The 26,732-nt window shown below is 65.2% G+C and carries 26 protein-coding genes; 12 read left to right on the plus strand and 14 right to left on the minus strand.

The window, feature by feature from the left end; genetic code table 11:
* Nucleotides 1-186: 186 nt before the first annotated feature.
* Entirely contained in the window at nt 187-1,518 is a 1,332-nt protein-coding gene (locus tag E8E75_RS02455; RefSeq protein WP_280357925.1) for an OprD family porin, read from the minus strand.
* A gap of 408 nt (nt 1,519-1,926) precedes the next feature.
* On the opposite strand from E8E75_RS02455, the gene tauA reads away from it, so the two are divergent.
* From tauA to E8E75_RS02480, 5 genes are all read left to right on the plus strand, one after another.
* On the plus strand, nt 1,927-2,904 hold the full coding sequence (gene tauA, locus E8E75_RS02460; protein WP_120655308.1) for a taurine ABC transporter substrate-binding protein: 978 nt from the start codon (nt 1,927-1,929) through the stop codon (nt 2,902-2,904).
* Between the two features lie 88 nt (nt 2,905-2,992).
* Nucleotides 2,993-3,775, plus strand: coding sequence for a taurine ABC transporter ATP-binding subunit (gene tauB / locus E8E75_RS02465; protein WP_120653650.1), 783 nt, complete (start codon nt 2,993-2,995; stop codon nt 3,773-3,775).
* Entirely contained in the window at nt 3,772-4,605 is an 834-nt protein-coding gene (gene tauC / locus E8E75_RS02470; RefSeq protein ID WP_120653651.1) for a taurine ABC transporter permease TauC, read from the plus strand. Before tauB ends, tauC begins: the two co-directional genes overlap by 4 nt.
* Nucleotides 4,606-4,720: 115 nt before the next feature.
* A complete protein-coding gene (gene tauD / locus E8E75_RS02475) occupies nt 4,721-5,554 on the plus strand; it encodes a taurine dioxygenase (protein ID WP_153919582.1) in 834 nt (277 codons plus the stop codon).
* Between the two features lie 71 nt (nt 5,555-5,625).
* Entirely contained in the window at nt 5,626-7,680 is a 2,055-nt protein-coding gene (locus E8E75_RS02480) for an oligopeptide transporter, OPT family (RefSeq protein WP_153919579.1), read from the plus strand.
* A gap of 77 nt (nt 7,681-7,757) precedes the next feature.
* Here the strand turns inward: E8E75_RS02480 and E8E75_RS02485 are convergent, their stop codons facing one another.
* The 10 genes from E8E75_RS02485 to E8E75_RS02530 form a co-directional block, all read right to left on the minus strand.
* Nucleotides 7,758-8,051: a gamma-butyrobetaine hydroxylase-like domain-containing protein gene (locus E8E75_RS02485; protein WP_153919577.1), complete on the minus strand. Its 294-nt coding sequence runs from the start codon at nt 8,049-8,051 to the stop codon at nt 7,758-7,760.
* Nucleotides 8,051-9,016: a HEAT repeat domain-containing protein gene (locus E8E75_RS02490; RefSeq protein ID WP_153919575.1), complete on the minus strand. Its 966-nt coding sequence runs from the start codon at nt 9,014-9,016 to the stop codon at nt 8,051-8,053. Before E8E75_RS02490 ends, E8E75_RS02485 begins: the two co-directional genes overlap by 1 nt.
* The gene (locus tag E8E75_RS02495) at nt 9,013-9,867 is read right to left on the minus strand and encodes an ABC transporter ATP-binding protein (protein WP_153919572.1); all 855 of its coding nucleotides are present in this window, start codon (nt 9,865-9,867) and stop codon (nt 9,013-9,015) included. Before E8E75_RS02495 ends, E8E75_RS02490 begins: the two co-directional genes overlap by 4 nt.
* Nucleotides 9,867-10,646, minus strand: coding sequence for an ABC transporter permease (locus E8E75_RS02500; protein WP_153919569.1), 780 nt, complete (start codon nt 10,644-10,646; stop codon nt 9,867-9,869). The genes E8E75_RS02495 and E8E75_RS02500 overlap by 1 nt, the downstream gene beginning before the upstream one ends.
* 89 nt (nt 10,647-10,735) lie before the next feature.
* Entirely contained in the window at nt 10,736-12,142 is a 1,407-nt protein-coding gene (locus E8E75_RS02505) for an ABC transporter substrate-binding protein (protein WP_153919566.1), read from the minus strand.
* A 192-nt stretch (nt 12,143-12,334) separates the two neighbouring features.
* A complete protein-coding gene (locus E8E75_RS02510) occupies nt 12,335-12,580 on the minus strand; it encodes a ferredoxin family protein (protein ID WP_028629110.1) in 246 nt (81 codons plus the stop codon).
* A gap of 79 nt (nt 12,581-12,659) precedes the next feature.
* Nucleotides 12,660-14,384 (minus strand): fumarate reductase/succinate dehydrogenase flavoprotein subunit, encoded by a 1,725-nt coding sequence (locus E8E75_RS02515; RefSeq protein WP_153919563.1) that lies wholly within the window; start codon nt 14,382-14,384, stop codon nt 12,660-12,662.
* Nucleotides 14,381-15,130, minus strand: a complete 750-nt coding sequence (locus E8E75_RS02520) for a GntR family transcriptional regulator (protein ID WP_153919560.1) — start codon at nt 15,128-15,130, stop codon at nt 14,381-14,383. The genes E8E75_RS02515 and E8E75_RS02520 overlap by 4 nt, the downstream gene beginning before the upstream one ends.
* A 180-nt stretch (nt 15,131-15,310) precedes the next feature.
* Nucleotides 15,311-16,501, minus strand: a complete 1,191-nt coding sequence (locus tag E8E75_RS02525; protein WP_153919557.1) for a PLP-dependent aspartate aminotransferase family protein — start codon at nt 16,499-16,501, stop codon at nt 15,311-15,313.
* A gap of 238 nt (nt 16,502-16,739) precedes the next feature.
* Nucleotides 16,740-17,522 (minus strand): MetQ/NlpA family ABC transporter substrate-binding protein, encoded by a 783-nt coding sequence (locus tag E8E75_RS02530; protein ID WP_280357935.1) that lies wholly within the window; start codon nt 17,520-17,522, stop codon nt 16,740-16,742.
* Nucleotides 17,523-17,809: 287 nt separating this feature from the next.
* Between E8E75_RS02530 and E8E75_RS02535 the strand changes: the two genes are divergently transcribed.
* The 6 genes from E8E75_RS02535 (at nt 17,810) to E8E75_RS02560 (ending at nt 23,176) form a co-directional block, all read left to right on the plus strand.
* Nucleotides 17,810-18,811, plus strand: coding sequence for a D-cysteine desulfhydrase (locus tag E8E75_RS02535; RefSeq protein ID WP_280357936.1), 1,002 nt, complete (start codon nt 17,810-17,812; stop codon nt 18,809-18,811).
* Nucleotides 18,812-18,922: 111 nt separating this feature from the next.
* Nucleotides 18,923-19,720 carry a cystine ABC transporter substrate-binding protein gene (gene tcyJ, locus E8E75_RS02540; RefSeq protein WP_077521555.1) on the plus strand — a complete coding sequence of 266 codons (798 nt, stop codon included), beginning with the start codon at nt 18,923-18,925 and terminating at the stop codon, nt 19,718-19,720.
* Complete coding sequence (gene tcyL, locus E8E75_RS02545) at nt 19,717-20,385, plus strand: cystine ABC transporter permease (protein WP_077521557.1); 669 nt, start codon at nt 19,717-19,719, stop codon at nt 20,383-20,385. The genes tcyJ and tcyL overlap by 4 nt, the downstream gene beginning before the upstream one ends.
* Nucleotides 20,385-21,131 carry an L-cystine ABC transporter ATP-binding protein TcyN gene (tcyN, locus tag E8E75_RS02550; RefSeq protein WP_120653666.1) on the plus strand — a complete coding sequence of 249 codons (747 nt, stop codon included), beginning with the start codon at nt 20,385-20,387 and terminating at the stop codon, nt 21,129-21,131. Before tcyL ends, tcyN begins: the two co-directional genes overlap by 1 nt.
* Nucleotides 21,132-21,489: 358 nt before the next feature.
* Nucleotides 21,490-22,677 (plus strand): MFS transporter, encoded by a 1,188-nt coding sequence (locus E8E75_RS02555; RefSeq protein ID WP_120653667.1) that lies wholly within the window; start codon nt 21,490-21,492, stop codon nt 22,675-22,677.
* A gap of 124 nt (nt 22,678-22,801) precedes the next feature.
* Complete coding sequence (locus E8E75_RS02560; RefSeq protein WP_153919551.1) at nt 22,802-23,176, plus strand: nuclear transport factor 2 family protein; 375 nt, start codon at nt 22,802-22,804, stop codon at nt 23,174-23,176.
* A gap of 40 nt (nt 23,177-23,216) precedes the next feature.
* Here the strand turns inward: E8E75_RS02560 and E8E75_RS02565 are convergent, their stop codons facing one another.
* On the minus strand, nt 23,217-24,137 hold the full coding sequence (locus tag E8E75_RS02565; protein WP_120653669.1) for a sigma-54-dependent transcriptional regulator: 921 nt from the start codon (nt 24,135-24,137) through the stop codon (nt 23,217-23,219).
* Nucleotides 24,138-24,205: 68 nt separating this feature from the next.
* Complete coding sequence (locus E8E75_RS02570; protein WP_120653670.1) at nt 24,206-24,787, minus strand: alpha/beta hydrolase; 582 nt, start codon at nt 24,785-24,787, stop codon at nt 24,206-24,208.
* A gap of 214 nt (nt 24,788-25,001) precedes the next feature.
* Here E8E75_RS02570 and E8E75_RS02575 point away from each other — a divergent pair, with 214 nt between their 5' ends.
* The gene (locus tag E8E75_RS02575) at nt 25,002-25,919 is read left to right on the plus strand and encodes a LysR substrate-binding domain-containing protein (protein ID WP_120653671.1); all 918 of its coding nucleotides are present in this window, start codon (nt 25,002-25,004) and stop codon (nt 25,917-25,919) included.
* 48 nt (nt 25,920-25,967) lie between these two features.
* Here E8E75_RS02575 and madM read toward each other — a convergent pair whose 3' ends face one another.
* Nucleotides 25,968-26,732 (minus strand): malonate transporter subunit MadM, encoded by a 765-nt coding sequence (gene madM / locus E8E75_RS02580; protein WP_120653672.1) that lies wholly within the window; start codon nt 26,730-26,732, stop codon nt 25,968-25,970.

Here is a 26,732-nt window from a genome sequence, read left to right on the forward strand (position 1 = left end):
CGTAGGTTGGCCCGAGCCTGCAAGGCCCAACACAACGAAGCTCCGGGCGGGCCTTATTTGCCTCCCCCCAACCCTCTCCCGCAAACGGGAGAGGGAGTCGTCCGTGCTGAGGCCTGACATGGGAACCATCCCTGTAGGAGCGAATTCATTCGCGATTGAAATCGCTCCCACAGGCCCCAGGGCGCTTTACAGCAAGGTCAGGGTGTAGCTCAGGATCAGCCGGTTCTCGTCCTGGTCGCGGGCTGCGTCGCTGCGCAGTGCGGCGTTGCGCCAGGACACGCCGAGCCCCTTCAGCGGACCGTCCTGCAGCACGTAGTCGAGGCGGAAGTCGCGCTCCCACTCGCCCTGGTCGCTGCCCTGGGTCTCGATGTTGCTGCCCTTCAGGTAGGTGCCCACCGCCTTCAGCCCCGGCACGCCGAGCTTGGCGAAGTCGTAGCCGTATTCGGCCACCCAGGTGCGCTCGCCGGCGCTGAGGAACTTGCCGATCTGGCGGTCGGTGATCAGGTAGGCGGTGGCGCCATCCCCCTGGTTGAGGAAGGGGAAGGCACTGTCGCCGGAGACCTGCTGGTAGCCCAGGCTGGCCGCGTGGCCGCCGAGGGTGTAGGTGAACAGCGCGCTCCAGGTGCGGTTGTCCACTTCATAGCGGTCCGGGTCGTTGGCCGCCCAGTTGCCCGAGCTGCGGAAGCCTTCGCGGCGGCCGGCCACGCTGGCGTTCTTGCCGTCGGAATCGCTGTAGAAGTAGCGCAGGTCGGACTTCAGCGCGCCCACCGGCAGCGCCCAGTTGTGGGTCAGGCCGAGGAAGTGCTGGTTATAGAAGTCTTCCAGGTTGCCGTAGTAGTACTGCGCGAGCAGGTTGTCGCTGACCTTGTAGTCGCCCCCGGCGAAGTAGAACTTGTTGACGAACTGGCCGCTGCGGGCGTTGTTCGCGCCGGCGATCGACAGGCCACGGGCGTCGCTGGAGTTACGCCCCTTGGCGTGTTCCAGCTGGCCACCGACCAGGGTCAGGCCGGCGATCTCGCTGGAGGTCACCTGGCCACCCTCGAAGGTCTGCGGCAGCAGGCGGCCGTCGTTGTAGGTCACCACCGGCAGCTTCGGCAGCAGGGTGCCGATACGCGCTTCGGTCTTGGAAATGCGCACCTTGCCGGTCACGCCGAGGCTGCCGAAATCGTCCTTGGCGCGGCCGTCGTTGTCGGTCGGGAACACGGTGCCGCCGTAGCTGGCGCTGGTCGGGTTGTAGTGGCGGCCCTTGCCGGAATCCAGCTTCACGCCCAACAGGCCGAGGGCATCGACGCCAACCCCGACGGTGCCTTCGGTGTAGCCGGAGGCGTAGTTGAAGAGGAAGCCCTGGCCCCACTCTTCCTGCTTGGACGGCGCGTCGGCGAACTGGCGGTTGTCCGAGTTGATGTAGAAGTTGCGCAGGGTCAGGCTGGCCTTGCTGTCTTCGATGAAACCGCCAGCGGCGGCTTGCTGGGCCAGCACGCCGAGGGCGACAGCCAGGGCGAGGGACGACTTGTTCATGCTCGATGCTCCATTGCGATCTTGTAAGGGTGTGAGATGCCCGGAGCAGGAGCAGACGCGAAGCGCCGCTGCGTGACCTTCGAAGCCACTGTCTTTTTCACAGGCTCCGGTGCAAGTGCGATGCGGCGGTCCGCTTTCGGCAGGCCGCCACTCTAGAAGGCGAAGGCTAATTTCTAAAAAGAATTATTTTTCAGATACAAATAACTTTCAGCAATAAGCAATTTTACGGAGACCACCCCCGCCTCCGATCCAGCTGACCTAAGCTAATGCTAAAAAATTATTTATTTCCGCTTTTTTAGATCATTTAGATTCTCTCCACCGGACCACCGGACATCCCAGAACGCACCACCCTGTCCCGTGGACCGGCCTCCGAGACCGGCCCCCAAGCCCGTTGAGGAGCGCACCATGATTCCGATCCTGTTCCCCCGTCGCCTGCTGGCGGCCCTGACCCTTGGCGGCCTGGCACTGAGCGCCCAGGCTGCGGACTTCACCGTCGCCTACCAGACCACTGTCGACCCGGCCAAGGTGGCCCAGGCCGATGGTGCCTATGAGAAAGCCAGCAAATCCGAGATCGACTGGCGCAAGTTCGACAGCGGCGCTGAAGTCATCACCGCCGTCGCCTCCGGTGACGTGCAGATCGGCTATGTCGGCTCCAGCCCCCTGGCAGCCGCCGCCACTCGCCAGCTACCAATCCAGACCTTCCTCATCGCCACCCAGATCGGCGATGCCGAAGCCCTGGTGGCACGTAACGGTGCCGGCATCACCAAGCCCGAAGACCTGATCGGCAAGAAGATCGCCGTGCCCTTCGTTTCCACCGGCCACTACAGCCTGCTGGCGGCCCTCAAGCACTGGCAGATCGATCCCACCAAAGTGACCATCCTCAACCTCGCGCCGCCGGCCATCGTCGCTGCCTGGCAGCGCGGCGACATCGATGCCACCTATGTCTGGGACCCGGCGCTGGGCGTCGCCAAATCCAGCGGCAAGGTCCTCATCAGCTCTGCCGAACTGAGCAAGCTGGGCGCCCCCACCTTCGACGCCTGGATCGTGCGCAAGGACTTCGCCGAGAAGCACCCTGAAGTCGTCCGCGCCTTCGCCAAGGTGACGCTCGACGCCTACGCCGACTACCGCAAGGACCCGCAAGCCTGGCTGGCCGACAAGGGTAATATCGACAAGCTGGTGAAGCTCTCCGGCGCCAAGGCCGAAGACATTCCGCTGCTGCTGCAAGGCAACGTCTTCCCGCTGGCCGCCGACCAGGCGACCGCCCTGGGTGCCCCCACCACCCAGGCCATCAGCGAGACCGCGCGCTTCCTCAAGGAGCAAGGCAAGGTCGACGCCGTACTGCCTGACTACGCGCCCTACGTCAGCGCCAAGTACGTCACCAATTGATCCGCGGCGCATCGGCGGGGCGCTCTTGAAAACGACGCCCCGTCAGCGCTTGTTCGATCAGAAACCCTTGCAGAAGAGCGTTAGAAAAATGGCCTTACTCCAGCTGGAGCGCATCAGCGCACAGTACCCAGGCGCGGCCGAGCCGGTACTGACGGACATATCCTTCGACCTCGGCCCCGGCGAACTGCTGGTAGCCCTCGGCCCATCCGGCAGCGGCAAGACCACCCTGCTCAATCTCATGGCCGGTTTCGTCAGCCCCAGCGCCGGACGCATCAGCCTCGACGGGGCGCCCGTCAGCGGCCCCAGCGCCGAGCGTGGCGTGGTGTTCCAGGACGATGCCCTACTGCCCTGGCAAGACGTGCTCGGCAATGTCGCCTTCGGTCTCGAACTGGCCGGCGTGCCCCGTACCGAGCGTGAGGCGCGTGCCCGTGAAATGCTCGCCCTGGTGGACCTGGCCGGCTTCGACAAGCGCCGCATCTGGGAGCTTTCCGGCGGACAGAAACAACGCGTCGGTATCGCTCGTGCCCTGGCGGCCGATCCGCGCGTGCTGCTGATGGACGAGCCATTCGGCGCCCTCGATGCCTTCACCCGCGAGCAGATGCAGGAGTTGTTGCTGCAGGTCTGGCGACGCGCCGCGAAGCCGGTATTCCTGATCACCCACGACATCGAGGAAGCGGTCTTCCTCGCCACCGAACTCATCCTGCTGTCGCCTAATCCGGGACGCATCAGCGAACGCCTGCGCCTGGACTTCGGCCAGCGTTACGCCGCCGGAGAAAGCGCACGGGCGATCAAGTCCGATCCGCAGTTCATCGAGACGCGCGAGCACGTGCTCGCCCAGGTCTTCGCCGAACGCCAGAGGAGAAGCGCATGAGCAGCCTCGAACTCCCCGTGGCCAGCAAGCTCGTCCCGACCGTGAATCCACGCCAGCGCCGCCCGCTGAGCACCCTGTCGATCAGCCTGCTGACCCTCGGCAGCCTGCTGCTGGCCTGGTGGGCCGTGACCACCGCCGGCTTGATCGAACCCCTGTTCCTGCCCAGTCCGCAGGCCATCGCCCGCAAGGGCTGGGTGCTGCTGACCCAGGGCTACATGGACGCCAGCCTCTGGCAGCACCTGGGCGCAAGCCTCGGGCGCATCGGCCTGGCTCTGCTGGCAGCGGCACTGACTGCCGTTCCGCTCGGCATCGCCATCGGCCGCAACCGTATCGCTCGCGGCATCTTCGACCCCCTGATCGAGTTCTACCGACCCATTCCACCGCTGGCCTATCTGCCCCTGATCGTCATCTGGTGCGGCATCGGCGAGCTGTCGAAGGTGCTGCTGATCTTCCTTGCGATCTTCGCTCCCATCGCCATCGCCACTGCCACCGGTGTGCGCAACGTCGACCCGGCGCGGTTGCGGGCGGCGCAGTCGCTGGGAGCAAGCCAGGCGCAACTGATCCGTCATGTGATCCTGCCCAGCGCCCTGCCGGACATCCTCACCGGCGTGCGCATCGGTCTCGGTGTCGGCTGGTCCACCCTGGTGGCCGCCGAACTGGTGGCCGCCACCCGTGGACTGGGTTTCATGGTGCAGTCGGCAGCGCAGTTCCTCGTTACCGACGTGGTGATCCTCGGCATCCTCGTCATCGCCCTGATCGCCTTCGCCCTCGAACTCGGCCTGCGCGCCCTGCAACGCAAGCTCGTGCCCTGGCATGGGCAGAGCCACTGAACAACTTTCGTTGGGCTTCGCGCAGCTCGCGGAACTCCGCCCGCCCCAACCTACGCACCGGTAGGTTGGCCAGAGCGCAGCGAAGCCCAACAACTCCGGACTCCGAGACACAGCCATGACCCTGCACATCACCCCGCTCTCCCCCGCCCTCGGCGCCGTGGTCGAAGGGCTCGACCTCAGCAAGCCGCTCGACGCCTCGCTGCGCGCTGCGGTGGAGCAAGCCCTGCTCAACCACCAGGTACTGTTCTTCCGCGACCAGCCGCTGAACCCGCAGCAGCAGGCCGCCTTCGCCCGCAACTTCGGCGACCTGCACATCCACCCGATCTACCCGAACATCCCCGATCAGCCGGAAGTGCTGGTACTGGATACCGCCGTGACCGACGTGCGCGACAACGCCCTCTGGCACACCGACGTGACCTTCCTGGAAACACCGGCACTCGGTGCGGTGCTTGCCGCCAAGCAGCTCCCGCCCTACGGCGGTGACACGCTCTGGGCGAGCAGCAGCGCGGCCTATGACGCGCTGTCGAAACCCATCCAGCAATTGCTCGAAGGCCTCACCGCCACCCACGATCTGTCTCGTTCCTTCCCCGAGGAGCGTTTCAGCCTCACCGCTGAAGAACACGAGCGCCTGGAAGACGCCAAGCGCAGGCACCCACCGCGCAGTCATCCGGTGGTGCGCACCCACCCGGTCACCGGACGCAAGGGACTGTTCGTCAACGAAGGCTTCACCACCCGCATCAACGAACTGTCGGCGGCAGAAAGCGATGCACTGCTGCGCCTTCTCTTCGCCCACGCCACCCGCCCGGAGTTCACCATTCGCTGGCGTTGGCAGGCCAACGACGTGGCCTTCTGGGACAACCGCATCACTCAGCATTTCGCGGTGGACGACTACCGCCCCCAGCGCCGCGTGATGCACCGCGCGACCATCCTGGGTGATAGGCCGTTCTGATCGGGCGGCGCCCTGTGGTCTAGGCTTTCCGTGCCGGCGCCACGCCGCCAGCGTGTTCTCAGGAGAGCAGCATGACGGACCGCGTCCCCGACCACCTCGACTTGCCCGAACTCACCCTGCGCGGATTGATCCTGGGTGCGCTGATCACGCTGGTGTTCACCGCATCCAATGTCTATCTCGGCCTCAAGGTCGGCCTGACTTTCGCGTCGTCGATACCCGCTGCCGTGATCTCCATGGCGGTGCTGCGCTATTTCAAGGGTTCGAACATCCTCGAGAACAACATGGTGCAGACCCAGGCGTCGGCGGCCGGCACCCTGTCCTCGATCATCTTCATCCTTCCCGGCCTGTTGATGATCGGTTACTGGGCGGGCTTCCCCTTCTGGCAGACCGCGATGATCTGCGCCATCGGCGGCATCCTCGGCGTGCTCTACACCATCCCCCTGCGCCGCGTGATGGTGGTGCAGAGCGAACTGCCCTACCCCGAAGGTGTGGCGGCGGCGGAGATTCTCCGGGTCGGCAGCAGTGACGACGGCGACGACAAGGACGCGGCACAACGCCGGGGCGAGCCGGGCCTGCGCGACATCCTCGGCGGCGGCCTGGTAGCAGCGGCCTTCAGCCTGTGCAGCAGCGGCTTCAAGGTGCTCGGCGAGAGCATCAGCCTGTGGGTCGGCGCCGGGCAGGCGGCTTTCCGTTTCTCCACCGGTTTCTCCTTCGCCCTGGTCGGTGCGGGCTACCTGATGGGCATCACTGCGGGCATCGCCATCCTCATCGGCGTGCTGATCTGCTGGGGCGTGGCGGTGCCACTGCTGACGTTCAATGCCACACCGGCCGAAGACCTGGGGCTGAGTGAACTGGCCACCCAGCTCTGGAGTTCACAGGTACGTTTCCTCGGCGCAGGCACCATCGGCATTGCTGCACTCTGGACCCTGGCCACCCTGTTCAAACCCATGGCGCAAGGCGTGTGGACATCTCTGCGCGCCGTTCGCGGCAAGGGTGGGACGAGCACCGCGCGCACCGAGCGCGACATGCCGCCCAACGCCCTCCTGCTGCTGTCCGGCCTGCTCCTGCTGGCCCTGCTCGGTGTCTTCGCGACCTTCCTCCACGAGGCAGCGCCAGACCTGTCCGGACTGGGGTTCTGGAGCTTCGTGGCCGGCTGCGTGTTCTTCGCCTTCTTCTTCGGTTTCCTGATCGCCGCCGCCTGCGGCTACATGGCCGGACTCGTGGGTTCGTCCAGCAGTCCGATCTCCGGCATCGGCATCATCGCGGTGATCCTGGTATCGCTGCTGATCCTCGGCATGGGCAGCCTGGAGTCCGGCCTGCTGCAACTGGCCGGCGGCAAGGTTGCCATCGCCCTGGCCCTGTTCACCACGTCGGTGGTACTGGCCATCGCAGCCATCTCCAACGACAACCTGCAGGACCTCAAGACCGGTTACCTGGTCGGCGCCACACCCTGGCGTCAGCAAGTGGCGCTGATCGTCGGCTGCCTGGTCGGCGCGCTGGTGATCCCGCCGGTACTCGACCTGCTGTACAGCGCCTATGGCTTCTCCGGCGCCCTGCCCCGCGAAGGCATGGACCCGCAGCAGGCCCTGGCGGCGCCGCAGGCGACCCTGCTCACCGCCATCGCCAGCGGCATTTTCAAGAACGCGCTGAACTGGAACATGATCCTGATCGGCGTCGTGCTGGGTATCGCGCTGATCCTCGTCGACCTGGCCCTGCGCCGTACCAGCAAGGCGAGCCTGCCGGTACTGGCGGTGGGTCTGGGCATCTACCTGCCACCGACCATCGGCATGACCCTGGTGATCGGTGCCGCGCTGGGCTGGCTGATCGACAGCCGCCTGGCCAGGCGCACTCAGGCCACGGGGCAGGAGCTGGACCGCTATGCCGAAGTGCCGCGTCGCCGTGGTGTGTTGCTGGCCTCGGGGCTGATCGTCGGCGAGAGTCTGATGGGCATCCTGCTCGCCAGTCTGATCGGCACCACCGGCAAGGATGCACCGCTGGCCCTCGTCGGACCCGGTTTCAGTGGTACGGCCGAATGGCTCGGCCTCGTCGTCTTCGCCCTGGTCTGCGCCGCGTTCTGCCGGCATGTGCTGGGTACGCAACGAGGGAGCGAGCTCATTCGCGAATGAATTCGCACAATCCAACATATAGGAGCGAGCTTGCTCGCGAACGGTCCGTGCACAACCTTTCGCGAGCAAGCTCGCTCCTACAGGTCAGTGCCCGCTCCGCCTAAATCACGCAGGTACTCCCAGGGATAGATCCCGCGCTCGTGCCCATCGCTGAACACCAGCTGCACGCCATAGCCCTGCAGCGCGATGCGTTCCAGGCGCACGTCTTGATCCACCAGCCCGATCACCCCACGCAGCCGCGCCGCCTTGCACTGCGAGCAAGGGCAGGCGCCGCGCAGGCGTGTATGGCTGATCTGCTGCTCGCCGTCATCCCACTCCAGGCTCAGGCGCGCCTGGCTACGGGAGTTGCGCAGGGCTCTGGGGGCACCCATCAGGCGGCTCCCTGCAGTTGCGCCAGGGCGATACGCACGGCCTTGCGCACTTCCGGATCGCTGTCAGCTTCCGCGGCGCGCAGTGCAGGCAGCCCGGCGGCGTCACCCAGTTCCCCCAGGGCCAGTGCCGCCTCCTTGCGCAGGTTGGCAATGCCATGGCCGAGCAGTCCGGCCAGTTCGCCCAGGGCTTGCCGATAACGCAGGCGCCCCAGGGCACGGGCAGCGCGCAGGCGGACCTGCCAGTAATCGTCCTCCAGGGCCAGCACCAGCGCCGAACCGGCTTCAGCCAGGCCGACCTTGCCGAGGGTGGTGGCGGCTTCCTCACGGACCTGCCAAGTGCTATCACGCAGCGCTGCGTACAGGGCCGGCAACACGCCGGCATCACGGGCAAGACCAAGGGCTCCGGTGGCGGCGCGGCGCACTTCGAAGTCGGCATCGTCACTGGCCACGCGCGCCAGTTGTGGCAGCGCAGCTTCGTGCTTGAGCCAGCCAAGGATGCCCACCGCCTCGCGGCGCACTGCGGCGTCGGCATCGGCCAGTGCCAGCAGCGCCGGGCCGGCTGCGTCCTCCAGGCGCAGTTCGCGCAAGGCACGCAATGCGCTACTGCGCACGAAGGCATCGGCATGGGTCACCCAGGGCAGAATCAACTGCCCAGCCTCCAGGCTCTTCAGCTCGCTCAGGCTCTGGGCGGCGGCCAGGCGCACGGGGTCGGCGGCGTCCGCCAGTGCGGCACAAAGCGCCTGCACCACTTCGGGTTCTTCCCAGGCCTCCAGCAGGCGCGCGGCCTCGGCGCGCACCTCGGCGGCCGGGTCCACCACCAGCGCATCGGTGAGCCAGGGCAGGCCCTCCGGGTCTTCCAGGTCGGCGAGTTCGATCAGGGCAATGCGGCGCACACCAGCATCGTCATCCACCAGGCGTGGCAGCAGCTCGAGGATCTCAGGGTTGTCGGTCTCACGATTGGTCATAGGGCGACTCGCAATGGCGGGTGGTCGGTGGGCAGTCCCAGCGGCGTCAGGCGTGGCAGCTCGCGGCCTTCTTCATGACGCAGCAGTTCCAGGCAATGACGCTTCAGGTGGGTGAAGCCAGGGCTGGTAAGCAGGCTGGCACGGCGAGGCCGGGGGAAGTCCAGGCGCAGGTCTTCGATGAAGCGCCCGGGGCGCGGGCTCATTACCAGGATGCGATCGGCGAGGAACAGTGCTTCGTCGATGTCGTGGGTAACGAACACCACGGTGGTGCGGATGCGCGTCCAGATATCCAGCAGCAGCTCCTGCATGCGCGAGCGGGTCTGCGCGTCCAGGGCGCCGAAGGGCTCGTCCATCAACAAAAGCCGTGGGCGGTTGATCAGCACGCGAGCGATCTCGGCGCGCTGCTGCATGCCGCCGGAGAGCTGGCTGGGCCAGCGTCCGGCGAAGTCGCCCAGCCCCACCAGGCCGAGGAACTCTGCGGCACGACGCTGCCTTTCGAGCTTGCCGATGCCCTGCATCTTCAGGCCGAAGGCGACGTTGTCGAGCACGCTGCGCCAGGGCAGAAGCGTGTGATGCTGGAACACCATGCCGCGCTCGGGAGAAGGTCCCTCAACCGGCTGGCCATCCACCTCCAGGCTTCCGGCGCAGGGCTTGAGGTGGCCCGCCAGGGCGCCGAGCAAGGTGGACTTGCCGCAGCCGGAGGGGCCGAGGATGCAGACGAACTCTCCCGGCGCGATGGCGAAATCCAGGGCCTGCACCGCCTCGAAGGCATCGCGGCCCTGTCCCAGGCGGATGGAGACGCCCCGAGCCTCGATGCGGCCGGGTTCCACTGCGCGTTCGAAGCTGCTCATCAGGCGTTCCTCCGCGCGTGGTACCAAGGGGTGGCGAGCGCGCCCAGGCGTTTGACCAGGGCGCTGCTGCCCATGCCGAGCAGGCCGATCAGCAGCATGCCGACGACGATGTCGGCGTAGTTCTGCACCACGTAGGACTCCCAGGTGTAATAACCGATGCCGAACTGCCCGGAGATCATCTCCGCGGTGACCAGGCAGAACCACGACGTGCCCATGCCGATGGCAAGGCCGGTGACGATGCTCGGCGCCGCGCCGGGCAGGATCACCTCGCGCAGGATCGCCAGTCGCCCGGCCCCCAGGCTGCGCGCCGAGGCGATCAGGCGCGGGTCCACCGCTTCCACGCCATGCACGGTGTTGAGCAGGATCGGAAACAGCGCGCCGGTGAAGGTGATGAACACCATCGACAGTTCGGACGAGGGGAACATCAGGATGGCCAGGGGAATCCAGGCCACCGCGGGAATCGGCCGCAATACTTCCAGCGGCGGCAACAGGCTGTCCTCGGCCCATTTCGAGCGGCCGATGACCAGCCCCAGCAGCACACCCAGCAGGGCCGCGGCGAGGTAGCCGGCGAAGACTCGCGACAGGCTGCTGGCGAGGTGCGGCAGCAGCTTGCTGGAGTGCGCCAGCTGCCAGGCCGCGTCGAGCACGGCTGCGGGCGTGGGCACGTAGGTGAAGGTGAACAGCCCGAGGTCCAGTCGCGCATTGGCAGCCAGCTGCCAGAACAGCAGGCAGGCGGCCAATGAGGCGAGGCGCAGGGGCCAGCGGTAAAGGTTGGTCATGGAGCTCCTCCGATTCCCGCAGGGTGCGCCGTGTGCACCGGGAAGTCCGCATTGGGATTCCGGTGCGCGCAGCGCACCCTACGTTGGCATCAGCGCTGGGCTAGCAGCTTCTGGTTGGCACTGACGAAATCGAGCGCGGTGCCGCCATGCTGCTGGGCGTACTGCTCGGCCTGCGACTTGAGCAGGAAGGCGCTCAATTCACCCTTGTCGCTGCGCACGAACCAGGCCTGGTTGGCCAGCAGCTTGATGCCGCTGTCGGTGGCCTGGGCGTAGATGGCACGAATGTCCTTGCCCTCCTGCTCCAGCTGCGCCAGCGCGGTCAGTGCCGCTTCCGGCGAGGCGTAATGGCGCACCTTGTCTTCGCCGCGCACCCAGATCTGCGCCAGGCGCTTGAAGTCGGTAATGGGCTTGCCGGTGGCGGCGTCGTTGGCCTTGAGCGGCAGCGGGGCGTAATCCTTCAGGGCCTTGTCGTAGTCCTGACCCGCCGCCTTGAACGCCGCACGGATGTACTGGTCGTCGATGAACTTGGCGGTATCCAGGCCACGGTCGGTTTTTTTCAGGAGCTTCAGGGTATCGATGGAGGTGGCCACAGCCTTGCGGTACTCGGGCTTCCAGGTGAGGTCACGGGTCTGCAGGCCGAGCGGACCGTGGAACAGGTAGTTCACCTCGGCCTCGATGCCGGTGACCTTCTCGATCAGCTCGCTGTACTTCTCCGGTTCGGCGGCGAACAGGCGGTCGGCCTCCAGGCTGGCGCGCAGATAGGCGGTGACGATTTGCGGGTATTTCTTCGCATAGGCCGCATCCACCAGCGCCCCGTGGAAGGTAGGCGCCTCGGCCTGGGAGCCGTCGTAGATCTTGCGGGCGAAGCCACGGTTGGGGAACAGCTCGGCGAAGGGCACGAAGTCGGCGTGGGCCTCGATGCGGTTGCTGCGCAGGGCCGAGCCGGCGATCTCCGGCGGCTGGGCGATGATGCGCACGTCTTTCTCCGGGTCCCAGCCCTGGGCGGCAACGGCGCGCAGCAACATGCCGTGGGCAGTGGAGGCGAAGGGTACGGAAATGGTCTTGCCCTTGAGCTCGGCCAGCGATTGAACCGGCGACGAAGCCGGCACCACGATGCCGTTGCCGCTGCCCCGGGTGCTGCCCGACAGCACGCTGATGAACAGGCTCTGCTTGCCGGCATCCAGGTGGGCGACGCCGTTGAACGAGCCGGGGAAGTCGGCCATGGCGCCGAAGTCCAGCTTGCCGGCGACCATCTCGTTGGTCAGCGGCGCGCCGCTGGTGAAGTTCTTCCACTCCACCTGGTAGTGGGCGTCCTTGTACTTGCCGTCATGGGGCAGGTACTTCTCCAGCAGGCCCAGCTCACGGATGAGCAGGCCGCCGGTGGCGCAGTTGATGGTGGTGTCCTGGGTGCCGATGGCGATACGGATGGTTTCCGCGGACGCGGACAGGCTGGAGATGGCCAGCGCGAGGCCGGCGAAGGTTGCACGAAGACGCATGGGTTTTCCCCTCGAATCATGAGTGTTGGAATCGTCTCCGCCACGCGGTTGGGTGGTGGGAAACGAGGGGCTTTCAGGTTGGGCGTCCGGGGGTTGGCCGGATGGCGGATTGCGTTTCAGTAGGAGCCAGCTTGCTGGCGAAGCTCTTGCCTGCAGGTCCGTTGTTCGCTCCTACAGGCTTCTCACGCTCGGTCAGCGCAGCAGGTAAGGAATCTCCACCTTCACCGCGCCGGTCGGGCAGTCCTTTTCGCAAGGCATGCAGTACCAGCACTCGTCGAAGGCCATGTAAGCCTTCTGGGTAGCCGGGTTGATGGCCAAGAGGTCCATCGGGCAGACCTCGACGCAAACGGTGCAGCCCTTCTCGGCGATGCACTTGTCTTCGTCGATGGTCACCGGCGCGCTGCTGCGGAAGAAGATTTCCTGGGGTTGATGGGCCATTTCACGATTCCTTGGAGCCTGTGGCTCTCGGCTTTCTCTTTTGTGGGAGCGGCTGAAGCCGCTCCCACAGATACCTGCGTCATGCGGCGTCACTGCGGACCCGCAGGCGGTCATAGGCCTGCTGCTCCTCGGCATCCAGCGGGATCAGGTACGGCTCCACCGCTTTCTTGAAGCTGGTCATGCGGCCGTCCTCGCCCTTCTTCAGGTGACAGTGGCAGAACCACTCGGCGTCATTGCGTTCGGGGAAGTCCACGCGGTGGTGGTACAGGCCCCAGCGGCTCTCGGCGCGGAACAGCGAGGCGCGAGCGGCCATCTCGGCGCAGTCGCGGATTACCGCCACTTCCATCGCCCGCATCAGCTCATGGGGATCGCTGGCCTTCATCTGCGCCAGGTCCCGTTCGATCTCGGCGAAGCGCGCGAGACCGATCTCCATTTTCTTCGTCACCTTGGGCGGCTGCAGGTAGTCGTTGACCATGCGCCGCAGCTTGTATTCCACCTGCGCCGGCGGCAGGCCGTGCTCTCGCTCCAGCGGGGCGAAGACCCGCGCCCGCTCACGCGCCACCTGATCGGCATCGATCTCGGCGAAGTCGCGACCGGCCACGTAGTCCGCCGCGTTGACCCCGGCGAACCAGCCATAGGTGAAGGCGCCGAGCATGTAGTTGTGCGGCACCGCAGCCATGTCGCCCGCCGCGTACAGGCCTTTCACGGAAGTTTCGGCCTTCTCGTTGACCCACACGCCCGAGGCCGAATGGCCGGAGCAGAAGCCGATCTCGGAGATGTGCATCTCGACCATCTGCGAGCGGTAGTCGGTGCCCCGGTTGGCGTGGAACTGGCCACGACTGGGGCGCTCGTTGCTGTGCAGGATTTCCTCGATGGTCTGGATGGTTTCCTCGGCCAGGTGGTCGAGCTTGAGGAACACCGGGCCGTTGCCGCCTTCGAGTTCCTGGTGGAACTCCCACATCATCTGGCCGCTCCAGTAGTCGCACTCGATGAAGCGCTCGCCCTTGCTGTTGGTGGTGTAGCCGCCCAGCGGGCCGGTGACGTAGGCGCAGGCCGGGCCGTTGTAGTCCTTGATCAGCGGGTTGATCTGGAAGCACTCCAGGTTCGAAAGCTCCGCCCCGGCGTGATAGGCCATGGCGTAACCGTCGCCCGCATTGGTGGGGTTCTCGTACGTTCCCATCAGGTAACCGGAAGACGGCAGGCCGAGGCGGCCCGCAGCGCCGCAGGCGAGGATCACCGCCTTGGCGCGTATCACCCGGAATTCGCCACTGCGGCAGTCGAAGCCCATCACCCCGCAGGCCGCGCCTTCGCCATCCAGCAGCAGGCGGGTGCAGACGACGCGGTTGCTGATTTCCACACGCGCACGCTTGAGCTGGCGGTAAAGCACCTTCTTGATGTCGTGCCCTTCGGGCATCGGCAGCACGTAGGCGCCCATGTGGTGGACCTTCTTCACCGCGTAGTCGCCAGTCTCGTCCTTCTCGAACTTCACGCCCCAGCGGTCGAGTTGCTCGATGGTTTCGAAACTGTGGGTGGCATAGGCGTGCACGGTCGCCTGATTGACGATGCCGTCGTTGGCGACGGTGATTTCCTTGGTGTACTGCTCGGGCGTCGCGTGGCCGGGAATGATGGCGTTGTTCAGGCCGTCCATGCCCATGCTGATGGCGCCACTGCGCTTGACGTTGGCCTTGTCCAGCAACAGCACGCGCAGCTCGCGATTCTTTTCCTTGGCTTTGATCGCGGCCATCGGGCCGGCGGTGCCACCGCCGATGACGACGATGTCGTATTCCTGTTCTCGGGTGCTCATGCCTGGGGCCCCTTCTGACGGTCGATGCGCAGGCGGTACTGGAAGGCGTCGCCGCGGTAGTAGAGATGTTCGAAGTCCAGCGGCGTGCCGTCGGCAGCGTGGGTCAGGCGCTCGATGCGCATGATCGGCGAGCCCTCCTCCACTTCCAGCGCCTGGGTCAGGTCGCCGTCGGCAAGCACCGCGTCGATGGCGAGATCGGCGTGACCCAAGGGAATGCCGCAATCGTTCTCGAGGATGAGGAAAATGTCGCGGGTGGCGAGGTCGGCCTTTTCCAGCTTCTCGCCCACCGCCTTCGGCAACCAGGTGATTTCCAGGGAGACCGGCTCGCGATTGATCAGGCGCACACGGCGGATTTCGGTCACCGGGCTGCCTTCCTCCACCTGCAGGCGCGCGGCGACCGTAGCGCTGGCCGGTACGTGCTTGAAACTGCGCAGGCGGTTGAGGACTTCGTAGCCCATCTGGGTCATGGACTCGGCAAGGCCCTGCAACGTGCTGACGTTCTGGAAGGCCTTGGGCTTGGCAACGAAGGTGCCCTTGCCGTGGATCTTGAAGATCAGGCCTTCCTTCTGCAGGTCGCCCAGCGCCTGGCGCACGGTAATGCGGCTGACGCCGAACGCCTTGCCCAGCTCGCTTTCCGAAGGCATGCGGCTGTGAGGCGGGTAGGTACCGTCGAGAATGCGTCCGCGCAGCAGCTCCTTGAGCTGGCTGTAGAGCGGTACCGGGGAGAGGGGTAGCAATTCGGCCATGTCGTTGTTCGCTCGTGATCCTGACTTGTTATAACAAGTTGTGGCGAGAGCATAGCGAGCATAAGAACGCGCCGTGAAATACCGATAACGAATAAGGTTAGAAGCGTGCCCGGGTGAGTTCCTGCAGGGGCGATTTCAGTCGCCCCTGCAGGATTCGACGTCGCCTGACACGAGGGGGGATCAGAGGCTATCCAGCGCCTGCACGAAGTCCGCGACGATGTCGGCCGCATCCTCGATACCCACCGACACACGGATGGTGCCGTCGTGAATATCCAGTTCGGCCAGCGCCTCCGGAGAGAGCGCGCGGTGGGAGGTCTTGCCGGGGTGGGTGATGCTGCTGGCGACCCCAGCGAGCGACGGCGCGAATGCCGTGTTCTTAAGGGCGCGGATCAGTGCATCCACCTCGGCCAGGCCGCCGTGCAGGGTGAAGCTGAGCATGCCCGAGGCGCCCTTGGGGAACAGCCGTTGTGCCAGGGCGTGGTCCGGATGCGACGGCAGGCCGGGGTAGAACACCTGGGCCACCTTCGGATGGGCTTCCAGGGCTTCGGCCAGGGCCTGGGCGTTGGCCGAATGGGCCTTCATGCGCAAGGCAAGGGTCTTGGCGCCACGGAAGGTCAGCCAGGCTTCGAAGGGGCTGGCGCTGCCGCCAGCGTTGATCTGGAAGCGGCGCGCCTGGGCGATCCATTCGGCATCGCCGACGAGGATGCCGCCGGTGGCGTCGCTGTGGCCGTTGAGGTACTTGGTGGTGCTGTGCAGCACCAGGTCGGCGCCCTCGGCCAACGGGTTGTAGAGCGCAGGGGACAGGAAAGTGTTGTCCACCAGCAACTTCAGGCCGCGTGCCCTGGCGAGCCTTGCCAGCGCCGGCACATTGCTGACCCGCACCAGCGGGTTGGAGGCGGTTTCTGTGTAGATGAGTTTCGTCGCCGGGGTAATGGCCGCTTCCACCGCCGCCAGGTCGTTGATCTCCACCAGGGTGGCCGTGATGCCGAAGCGCACCAGCTCCTTCTCGATCAGACTCTGGGTGGTACCGTACAGCTCACGACTGGCGATCAGGTGGTCACCGGCACTCAGCCTCCCCAATAGTGCCGCGCTCACCGAGGCCATGCCGGACGCGGAGAACAGGGCCGCCGAACCACCTTCCAGCTGGCACACCAAGTCTTCCACCGCCGCCTGGTTGGGGTTGGCGATACGCGTGTACATGTAGTTGTCGGGGTTGCCGGCGAGGAAGTCGTCCACCTGCTCCAGCGAGTCGTAGACGAATACCGAAGATTCGTAGATGGGCAGGCTCTTGGGCCGGGTGACCATCCTGCGGTCGACATCGTTGCCGCTGTGGACCGAACGGGTGGAAAGGCCGGGTTTGGGGGTGAACATGGTGGGCTCCAGGGCGGGCAAGGGTTCCTGTAGGGGCGAATTCATTCGCCAAGGACCGCGAAGCGGGCCCCGACTCTGCAGGACAGGCCTTCGGCCTGCTTGGCGAATGAATTCGCCCCTACAAGTTTCCTCGCCCCTGCAGAGCCGCTGCAGAAAAAAAAGAACGCCGACGATAGTCGAGACTCGTCGGCGTGAGGAGGGGCGCACTGGCCAGTGCGCCACCGTGGCTAGCAGGTGATCAGAACGCCGGCACCACTGCGCCGGAGTACTTCTGCTCGATGAAGGCTTTCACTTCCGGGCTGGTCAGCGCGGCGGAGAGTTTCTTGATGGCGTCGCTGTCCTTGTTGTCCGGACGGGCCACCAGGTAGTTCACGTAGGGCGAGGTGCGGTCTTCCAGCACCAGCGCGTCCTTGGCCGGGTTCAGCTTGGCTTCCAGCGCGTAGTTGGTGTTGATCAGGGCCAGGTCGACCTGGTCCAGCACGCGCGGCAGCAGGGCCGCTTCCAGTTCCTTGAACTTGAAGTTGTGCGGGTTCTCGGCGATGTCCTTCGGCGTGGCCAGGGCGTTTTTCGGGTCTTTCAGCTTGAGCAGGCCGGACTTCTGCAGCAGGAGCAGGGCGCGACCGCTGTTGCTGCCTTCGTTGGGGATGGCGATGGTGGCGCCGTCCGGCAGCTCTTTCAGGGACTTGTGCTTGCTGGAGTAACCGCCGAAGGGTTCGACATGGACGCCCTTGACGATCACCAGGTGGGTGCCTTTGCCGCTATTGAAGTTGTCCAGATAGGGCTTGGTCTGGAAGTAGTTGGCGTCCAGGTGCTTCTGGTCGACTTGCAGGTTGGGCTGCACGTAGTCGGTGAAGACCTTCACTTCCAGGTCCACGCCTTCCTTGGCCAGCTGAGGTTTGACCAGCTCGAGGATTTCGGCGTGCGGTACCGGGGTGGCGGCAACTACGAGCTTCTCGCCGGCCTGGGCGAGGGTGACGGAGAGGGCAGCGGCCAGGGCGGTCAACAGCAAGGTCTTCTTCATGGTGGTCCTTTTCGAATCTGCGGCTCCGGCTGGATCTTCAGCCGCGAGCGAATGTTGGGATGCCCCGGTCTGGGTGTGCCGGGTTGAAGGCGACACTACGGTGATTTTTTATAGCCAACAAATACTGTTTTCTTATTCTGATATTCCATTTTTGACATATAAACGAGTCACCCCGACAGCGCTCACAACCTGACCGGCCGGTACTTTCATGTCGCGTCTGCGAATTGCCTGCGAGGCCCCGGCTCACTAGAGTGGCAGCCTTCGCAACCGCCTATCGGAACCACACCATGCTCGATGCAGCCCTCGCCCGCTTTTCCCGCCTGGAACTGGTTCCCTTGCCCACCCCGCTGGAGAAGCTTGCGCACCTGTCGCAGAAGCTCGGCCGTGGCGTCTACGTGAAGCGAGACGACCTCACGCCCTTCGCCCTTGGCGGCAACAAGGTGCGCAAGCTGGAGTTCCTCGCCGCCGATGCCCTGGCCCAGGGCGCAGACACTCTGGTCACCGCCGGCGCCATCCAGTCCAACCACGTTCGCCAGACTGCCGCCCTCGCCGCGCGCCTTGGCCTGGGTTGCGTAGCGTTGCTGGAAAACCCCATTGGTACCGCCGACAGCAACTACCTCGGCAATGGCAACCGCCTGCTGCTGGACCTGTTCGGCACCGAGTGCGAGCTGGTACCCAACCTCGACAACGCCGACGAACTACTGGCCGCCGCGGCTGAGCGCCTGCGCGCCGCTGGCAAGAAGCCCTACCTGGTGCCCATCGGTGGCTCCAACGCCCTGGGTGCGCTGGGTTATGTACGCGCTGGCCTGGAACTGGCCGAGCAGATCAAGGCCAGCGGCGAGCACTTCTCCGCCGTGGTCCTGGCCTCCGGTAGCGCCGGTACCCATGCGGGCCTCGCCCTGGCACTGGAATACGCCCTGCCCGGCACGCGCGTGGTCGGCGTCACCGTCTCACGCCCGGACGCCACCCAACGCCCGAAAGTGGAAGGCCTGCTGCAGCGCACCGCCGAACTGCTCGGCGTGCCGGTCCCGGACGGACTCAAGGTTGAGCTGTGGGACCAGTATTTCTTCCCACGCTATGGCGAGCCGAATGCCGGCACCCTGGACGCCGTGCGCCAGGTCGCCAGCCTGGAAGGTCTGCTGCTGGACCCGGTGTACACCGGCAAGGCCTTCGCCGGCCTGCTCGATGGCATCGCCAATGCCGCCTTCAGCGGCAATGGCCCGGTGCTGTTCCTGCACACCGGTGGCTCACCCGCGCTGTTCGCCTATCATCCTGCGGGTACCCCGTGACATCTACTTATGCTCTATTTGCAGCAATAGATAATTTTTAATTATTTTATTGCATATAACCAAATCCCTAGAGTTGCGACACCTTTAGCCACCCTGCCCCGTGAGGCTCATATGACATTTGCAACCCTGCGTCGCCAGTTCATCCTCGGTAGCCTGAGCCTGGTGCTCGGCGCGAGCTTCGTCGGCACCAGCTCCGCCGCCGACCTGCTCCAGGACATCCAGCAGAAAGGCGCGATCAAGGTCGGCCTGGAAGGCACCTACCCGCCCTTCAACTACCAGGACGAGAGCGGCAAGCTGACCGGCTTCGAAGTGGAACTGGCCGAGGCCCTGGCCAAGGAGCTGGGCGTGAAGGCCGAGTTCCAGCCGACCAAGTGGGACGGCATCCTCGCTGCGCTGGAGTCCAAGCGCCTGGACGTGGTGATCAACCAGGTGACCATCTCCGACGAGCGCAAGAAGAAGTACGACTTCTCCACCCCTTACACCGTCTCCGGTATCCAGGCGCTGGTGCGCAAGGGCACCGAGGGTGACATCAAGACCTCCGCGGACCTGGCCGGCAAGAAGGTTGGCGTGGGCCTGGGCACCAACTACGAACAGTGGCTGAAGGAAAACGTCCCGCAGGCCGACATCCGCACCTACGATGACGACCCCACCAAGTTCCAGGACCTCAACGTCGGCCGCATCGACGCCATCCTGGTGGACCGCCTGGCCGCCTTCGAAATGGTCGAGAAAACCGGTGGCAAGCTGGCCGTGACCGGCGAACCCTTCTCCCGTCAGGAAGCCGGCATCGCACTGCGCAAGGGCAACCCCGAACTGCTGGCCGCCATCGACAAGGCCCTTGCCAAGCTGAAAGCCGACGGCACCCTGAAAAAACTCTCCGAGAAATGGTTCAAGGCTGACGTGACCCAATGATTGACGCAAGCCTTCAACTTGCGCTGGATTCCGCGCCCTTCCTGTTGAAGGGCGCGGTCTTTACGGTAGTACTGAGCCTCGGCGGCATGTTCTTCGGACTGCTGCTGGGCTTCGTCCTCGCCCTGATGCGCCTATACGGTTTCACCGCCCTGCAATGGCTGTCGCGGATCTACGTGTCGTTCTTCCGCGGCACGCCACTGCTGGTGCAGTTGTTCATGATCTATTACGGCCTGCCGCAGCTGGGTATCCAGCTCGAACCGCTACCCGCGGCGCTGATCGGCTTCTCGCTGAACATGGCCGCCTACACCTCGGAGATCCTCCGCGCTGCCATTGCCTCCATCGACCGGGGCCAATGGGAAGCCGCCGCCAGCATCGGCATGAGCCGTACCCAGACGCTGGTCCGCGCCATCCTGCCGCAGGCTGCGCGCACCGCCCTGCCGCCACTGGGCAACAGCTTCATCTCGCTGGTCAAGGACACCGCCCTGGCCGCCACCATCCAGGTGCCGGAACTGTTCCGCCAGGCGCAGTTGATCACCGCGCGCACCTTCGAAATCTTCACCATGTATCTGGCCGCCGCGCTGATCTACTGGGTGCTGGCCACCGTGCTGTCGCATTTCCAGAGTCGCCTAGAGGCGCGGGTCAACCAGCATGAGCAGGACAGCTGATGATCACCGTCCGTAACCTGACCAAATCCTTCAAAGGCCAGGAGGTGCTCAAGGGCATCGACCTGACCATCGAGCCGGGCGAAGTGGTGGCCATCATCGGCCCCAGCGGCTCGGGCAAGACCACCTTGCTGCGCTGCCTCAACCTGCTGGAAGTGCCCAGTGGCGGCTTGATTAAGGTGGGCGACATCGAAATCGACGCGAGCAAGCCGCTGAAACAGCAGCAGACGCTGATCCGCAAGCTGCGTCAGCACGTCGGCTTCGTCTTCCAGAACTTCAACCTCTTCCCCCATCGCACCGCGCTGGAGAACGTCATCGAAGGTCCGGTGGTGGTGAAGAAGGAACCCCGCGAGCGCGCCGTCGAGAAGGCACGCAAGCTGCTGGCCAAGGTTGGCCTGGCAGGCAAGGAAGACGCCTACCCCAAGCGCCTCTCCGGCGGCCAGCAACAGCGTGTGGCCATCGCCCGCGCCCTGGCCATGGAGCCTGACGTGATCCTCTTCGACGAACCCACCTCGGCGCTCGACCCGGAGCTGGTGGGCGAGGTGCTCGCCACCATTCGCGGCCTGGCCGAAGAGAACCGCACCATGGTCATCGTCACCCACGAAATGAGCTTCGCTCGTGACGTGGCCAACCGCGCGATCTTCATCGACAAGGGCGTGATCGTCGAACAGGGCGACGCCAAGGCTCTGTTCAGTGCGCCGAAGGAAGAACGTACCAAGCAGTTCCTGAGCAAGTTCCTCGGCAGCTGATGCGGCGGGTCCTTGTCGGGGCGAATAAATTGGATATGTCTGCACGACGTGTTGTAGGCAGCTGCATTGCCTGTAGGAGCTGGCTTGCCAGCGAATGGCGGCGTTTCACTGGCATGCCAGCTCCTACAAGGCGCTTGGCCCGAGGGTAAATCTCTCGCAACAGCTCACGCAGACATAGCCAATTCATTCGCCAAGCAGGCCTGCCATTCGAGCATTCATGGGGCAGCTACGCTGCCCTTGGCGAATGAGTTCGCCACTACAGGATTCGCGCCCCATCCGTTCCATCGGTAAGCCCCCTGCAAGGAAATGCGCGTAGAATCCGCGCCCCTCGCAATACAGCCCCTCCACCGGAACACGCATGAACCCGAGCACCCTCCTCTCTCTGCCGCTGCTGGCCCTCGCCCTGGGCGGCTTCGTCGTTGGCAGCAGCGAATTCATCATCATGGGCCTGCTGCCCGAAGTGGCCAGCGACCTCCAGGTCAGCCTTTCCGACGCCGGCTTGCTGGTCAGCGCCTACGCCATGGGGGTGGTGATCGGTGCGCCATTGCTGGGTCCGCTGCTCGGCCGCCTGCCGCGCCGCCAGGCGCTGCTCTGGCTGATGGGTGCCTACGCCCTGGGCAACCTCGGCTGCGCCCTGGCACCCAACTACGAGTGGCTGTTGGCGATGCGCATGTTCACCGCCTTCAGCCACGCCGGCTTCTTCGGCTGCGCCACCCTGCTCGCCGCCGAACTGGCACCCCCGCACCGCCGGGCTTCGGCCATGGCCCTGGTGCTCAGCGGCCTTACCATCGCCAACGTGCTCGGCGTTCCTGCCGGCGCCTGGCTGGGCCAGGCCACCAGTTGGCGGGTGACCTTCATGGTGGTAGCGGCCCTCGGTTTCCTCACCCTGCTGGCGCAAGCACTCTGGCTTCCCGCCACGCCCAAGCCACAAACCAATGCCGCCGGCGCCTGGGACGGCATCTTGCGGCGCCCGGTGCTGCATGCGCTGTTCGTCTGCAGCCTCTCTTCGGTGGCGCTGTTCGGCGTGTTCACCTACATCAGCCCGCTGCTGCGCGATGTCTCGGGCTTCAGCCCGGAACACGCCAACTTCGCCCTGCTGCTGTTCGGCATCGGCTTGACCGTGGGCAACCTGCTGGGCGGGCGCCTGGCCGACAAGGGATTCCGCTATGCACTGCCGATGGCCTTCACCGTGAGCACGTTGTGCCTGCTGGGGCTGTTCGTCTTCGCGCAGATTCCGGTCCTCGCCCTGGGCTGCCTGTTCCTCTGGGGCGTGGCCAGCTTCGCCATTTCCTCGCCGCTGCAATTGCTGCTGGTCGAGCAGGCTGGCGAATCGGCGAGCCTCGCCGCCACCCTCAGCCACGCAGCATTCAACCTGGGCAACGCCAGCGGCGCCTTCCTCGGTGGCCTCTGGCTGAGCAGCATGGGGCTGTCCAATCTGCCGCTGATGGGCGTGGGGGTGCTGGCATTGACCATCCTCGTCTGCCTTCCACTGCCGCGCTTGCGCGCGGTACGTGATCGGCTCAAGGAAAGCGGACAGATTCACTGACGAGCGCGCGGAGATCGATTCGGAAGCACTCCCCACGCGCTTATTCGCAATGGATCGCTCGCGCCGCACCGGGCGAACTAGCATTCGGCTTGGCTGATTCGCCGATATCAACGGAGCGCGCGAAATGACTGCCCACGAGACTGACCAAGACGCCATCCACCGCGTCGTGCGCGACTATGTCGAAGGCATGGTGTTCGCCGACGAACACCGTCTGCGCCGTGCCTTTCACCCGCAGAGCCGCATCATCGGCCACTTCCAGGGCGAGCTCGAATGGCTCTCGGTAGACGACTTCGCGGGCGCCATCCTCGACGCCGGCCCGGTGCTGGCTGAAGACGAAACGCCCGTCTGGACTATCCAGGCGCTGGACATCACCGGCGACGCCGCCTCGGCGAAGGTAGTCGACGACTACGCCGACATGTGCTTCACCGACTTCCTCTCGCTGCTGAAAATCGGCGGTCGCTGGAGCATCATCAACAAGCTCTACTACCTGCACGAGTAGCGCCCGCCGCAATCTCGAACGGTGGACCGGTGAAGCATGGCTACCCTGCCAGCACCTCGGCGAAAAGCTGGCGCAGGTGATCGCGCTCTTCGTCGTTAGCCGCCAGCCGGCGCAGTTGCACGGCGAGCTGGGCGTAGCCCGGCAACGGTGGAAGGTTGAGGTGCTCGGGGAGAATCTCGACGCCTTCGCTCACCAGCAGGGCGAAGTGCACGCTGTTCTCCAGCTCACGGGTATTGCCCGGCCAGGGGTAGGCCTCGAGCGCTGACTGGGCTGCTGTGCTGATCAAGGGGAGAGGCAGGTCCAGCCGCTGGGCGTAGATACCGAGGAAATACTCGGCCAACGGCAGGATATCGTCCGGCCGTTCGCGCAATGGCGGCAGCTCCACCCGTCCCTCGTCCAGGTACTGATAGAGCCGCGCATTGAACTTGCCAACGCGCACCGCCTTGGCCAGGTCGATGCTGGTAGCGGCTACCAGACGCACGTCCACCGGGGTCGGCTGGTGGGCGCCGACGCGAATCACTTCGCGGCTTTCAAGCGCCGCCAACAACTTGGTCTGCAGGGGCAATGGCAGGTCGCCGATCTCATCCAGGTAAAGCGTTCCGCCATTGGCCGAACCGAACCAACCGGCGCGGCTGCTGGCCGAGCCGCTGTGAGCGCCGGCCGTGTGACCGAAGAGCTCGGCCTCGGCATAGGCCTTGCTGATGGCGCTGCAGCTCACCGCCACGAACAGGCCGGGACGGTCGCTGGAACGATGGATCTGTCGCGCCAGCAATTCCTTGCCGGTGCCGGTTTCACCCTGGATCAGCACGGGCAGGGTGCTCGGCGCGAGCTGATCGACCTCCTCGCGCAACCGCCGCGAGCGCTCGTCGACGAACACCAGCGCACGGGCGCGGATGCTGAGGGGGCTGCGGTCGGCATCGGCGAAAGTCAGCAGCGGTTGACCGGGGTTTTCCTTGCTCATGGCGAAATCTCCCGCCGGGCCCAGGCTGCGATGCAGCGGGCCCTGACGTATTGCTGAATTGGATTGGATCAGGCGCGTTTTCTGGACGATTGCTCGACGCGCGCTTGCAAGCGATAGAGGTGGGCGAAGCCTTGTTCCCAACGGTGATGCCCGGACTTCACATTGATGTGCCCGGCGCCGGTGAGGATCGCGGCTTCCGAGCCCCAGTCACGGGCTATTTCCAGCGCTCGCGCGGGGCTGGCCGCATGGTCGTTGTCCGAACCCACCAGCAGGCTGGGGAAGGGCAGCAGGTCACGCGGGATGGGCGCGAAGCCCTTGAGCGGCTCGGGGCAACCGGGGCGCTGTACATCCGCCGGGGCCACCAGCAGCGCACCACGCACGCGACGCAGTACATCCGGGTCGGACTGTGCGGCCCAGTGGGCCACGGTCACGCAGCCCAGGCTGTGGGCGATGAGGATCACCGGGGTACGCTCGGCATCGATGGCGCGCTCCAGCGCTTCCACCCAGGACGCACGGTCCGGGTTGTTCCAGTCGGCCTGCTCGACCCGGGTGGCATTGGGCAGGCTGCGTTGCCAGTGGCTTTGCCAATGCTCGTCGGGGGAGCCCTGCCATCCCGGCAGGATCAGGTAGCGAATGGCCTGGCTGCGCATGGCGAGCCCTCCTTGCTGAATTTCAATGCTGGGCAGTCTAGGTGCTCGCCATATATCTGTTAAGGAATAAGAATTTATTTGCTTATTCCTTATTAGCTTATTCACTTAAAGTCCCCCTCCGCAGCGCCACGGCCACTCTGTAGGATGGGTCGGGCGGCGCTCCGCGAACGGAGCGATACCCATCCACAAACGCGATGAAGGCAGCCGGGCGCCCATGCAGATCGACGAAGAACTGACCCTGAAGAAGCTGGAGACCTTCCTCGCCTTCATGCGCAGCGGCAACCTGTCCCGCGCAGCGGCCGAACTGAACACCAGCAACGTCAGCGTGCATCGCGCCATACATTCCCTGGAAAGCGCCCTGCGCTGCCCGCTGTTCAAGCATGAAGGCCGCAACCTGACGCCACTGGAAAGCGCCTATGTGCTGGAAGAGAAAGCGCAGAAGCTGATCCAGGACACCGTCGAAATGGTCCGTCTGACCCGCGAGGCGGCCGGCTTCTCTGCCGAACGCTTCAAGCTCGGCGCGCTCTATTCGCTGACCGTGAAGACCGTGCCGCAGCTGGTCATGGGCCTGAAGCTGCGACGCAGCGAGCTGAACATCGATCTCACCCTGGGCTCCAACGTCGACCTGCTCTACCGCCTGAAGAACATGGAACTGGACGCCATCCTGGTCTCCCTGGATGACAGCGTGAACGACCCGGATTGCGAGCAACTGCCGCTGTTCTCCGACGAGATCTTCCTCGCCGTCCCCACCGATTCGCCCTTCGCCGACCAGGACGAAGTGGACCTGGCGGACCTCGCCGACTCCACCTTCATCACCCTGACCCAGGGTTTCGCCACCCACCGCGACGGCGCAAGGGTGTTCCAGCAGGCCGGCTTCGAGCCCAAGGTGGCGATGCAGGTGAACGACATCTTCACCCTGCTCAGCATGGTCAGTTCCGGGGTCGGCTACGCGCTGCTGCCCGGGCGCATCGCGGCGGTCTACGAAAACAGGGTGAAGCTGATCCGCCTGCAGGCACGCTATCGCCTGCTGCAACACATCGGCGTGGTCTTCCTGAAAGCCCGCGAGCGCGACCCGAACCTGCTCGCGCTGATCGCCGAGTGCCGCATGTACAGCCTGCGCAACGAGGGCTGAAACGACAACGCCCCGGCACTGGCCGGGGCGTTGTCGGGCAGGGCGGGATCAGCCCGTGATGCCGCGCATGGCGAAGAACAGCAGTGACGGCCCGAGCAGACAGCCGAGCGCCGTGTAGAAGGCCGCGGTCAGGCAGCCATAGGGCACCAGTTTCGGATCGGTTGCGGCCAGGCCGCCCGCCACACCGCTGGAGGTGCCCATCAAGCCACCGAAGATGACCGCCGTGCGCGGGTTGTTCAGGCCGATCAATGGCGCCACGAAGGGTGTCACCACCATCACCAGGATGGCCTTCACCAGGCCGGCGGCAATGGACAGCGCCATGACCTCGGAGCTGGCGCCGATGGCCGCACCGGTCACTGGGCCGACGATGTAGGTGACTGCGCCAGCGCCGATGGTGGTCAGGCTCACCGCATCCGTGTAGCCGAAAGCCAGGGCCACGCCGACACCGGCAACGAACGAAGTACCGATGCCGAAGAACAGCGACACCACGCCCGACACGCCGGCACGCTTGAGTTCCTCGATATTCACCCCGAAGGCCGTGGCGACAATGGCGAAGTCCCGCAGCATCGCACCGCCCAGTAGGCCAATGCCGGACAGCAACGGGATATCCACAAGGCCCTTCTGCCCGCCCGTCATCACGCCGCCGACATAGGACAGCACCAGGCCGAGGAAGATGGCGATGGCCGAGCCGTGCAGGCGGCCACGGGTGAGCTTGTCGGAGAACCAGTAGGACAGCCACATGGTCACACCGATCACGGCGAAACCGCTGATCAGGCCGTAACCGTTGATCACTTTCAGCATGGATTCGTACAT

Origin of the sequence: Pseudomonas sp. BN606 (assembly GCF_029873115.1) — a bacterium.
Lineage (GTDB): Bacteria > Pseudomonadota > Gammaproteobacteria > Pseudomonadales > Pseudomonadaceae > Metapseudomonas.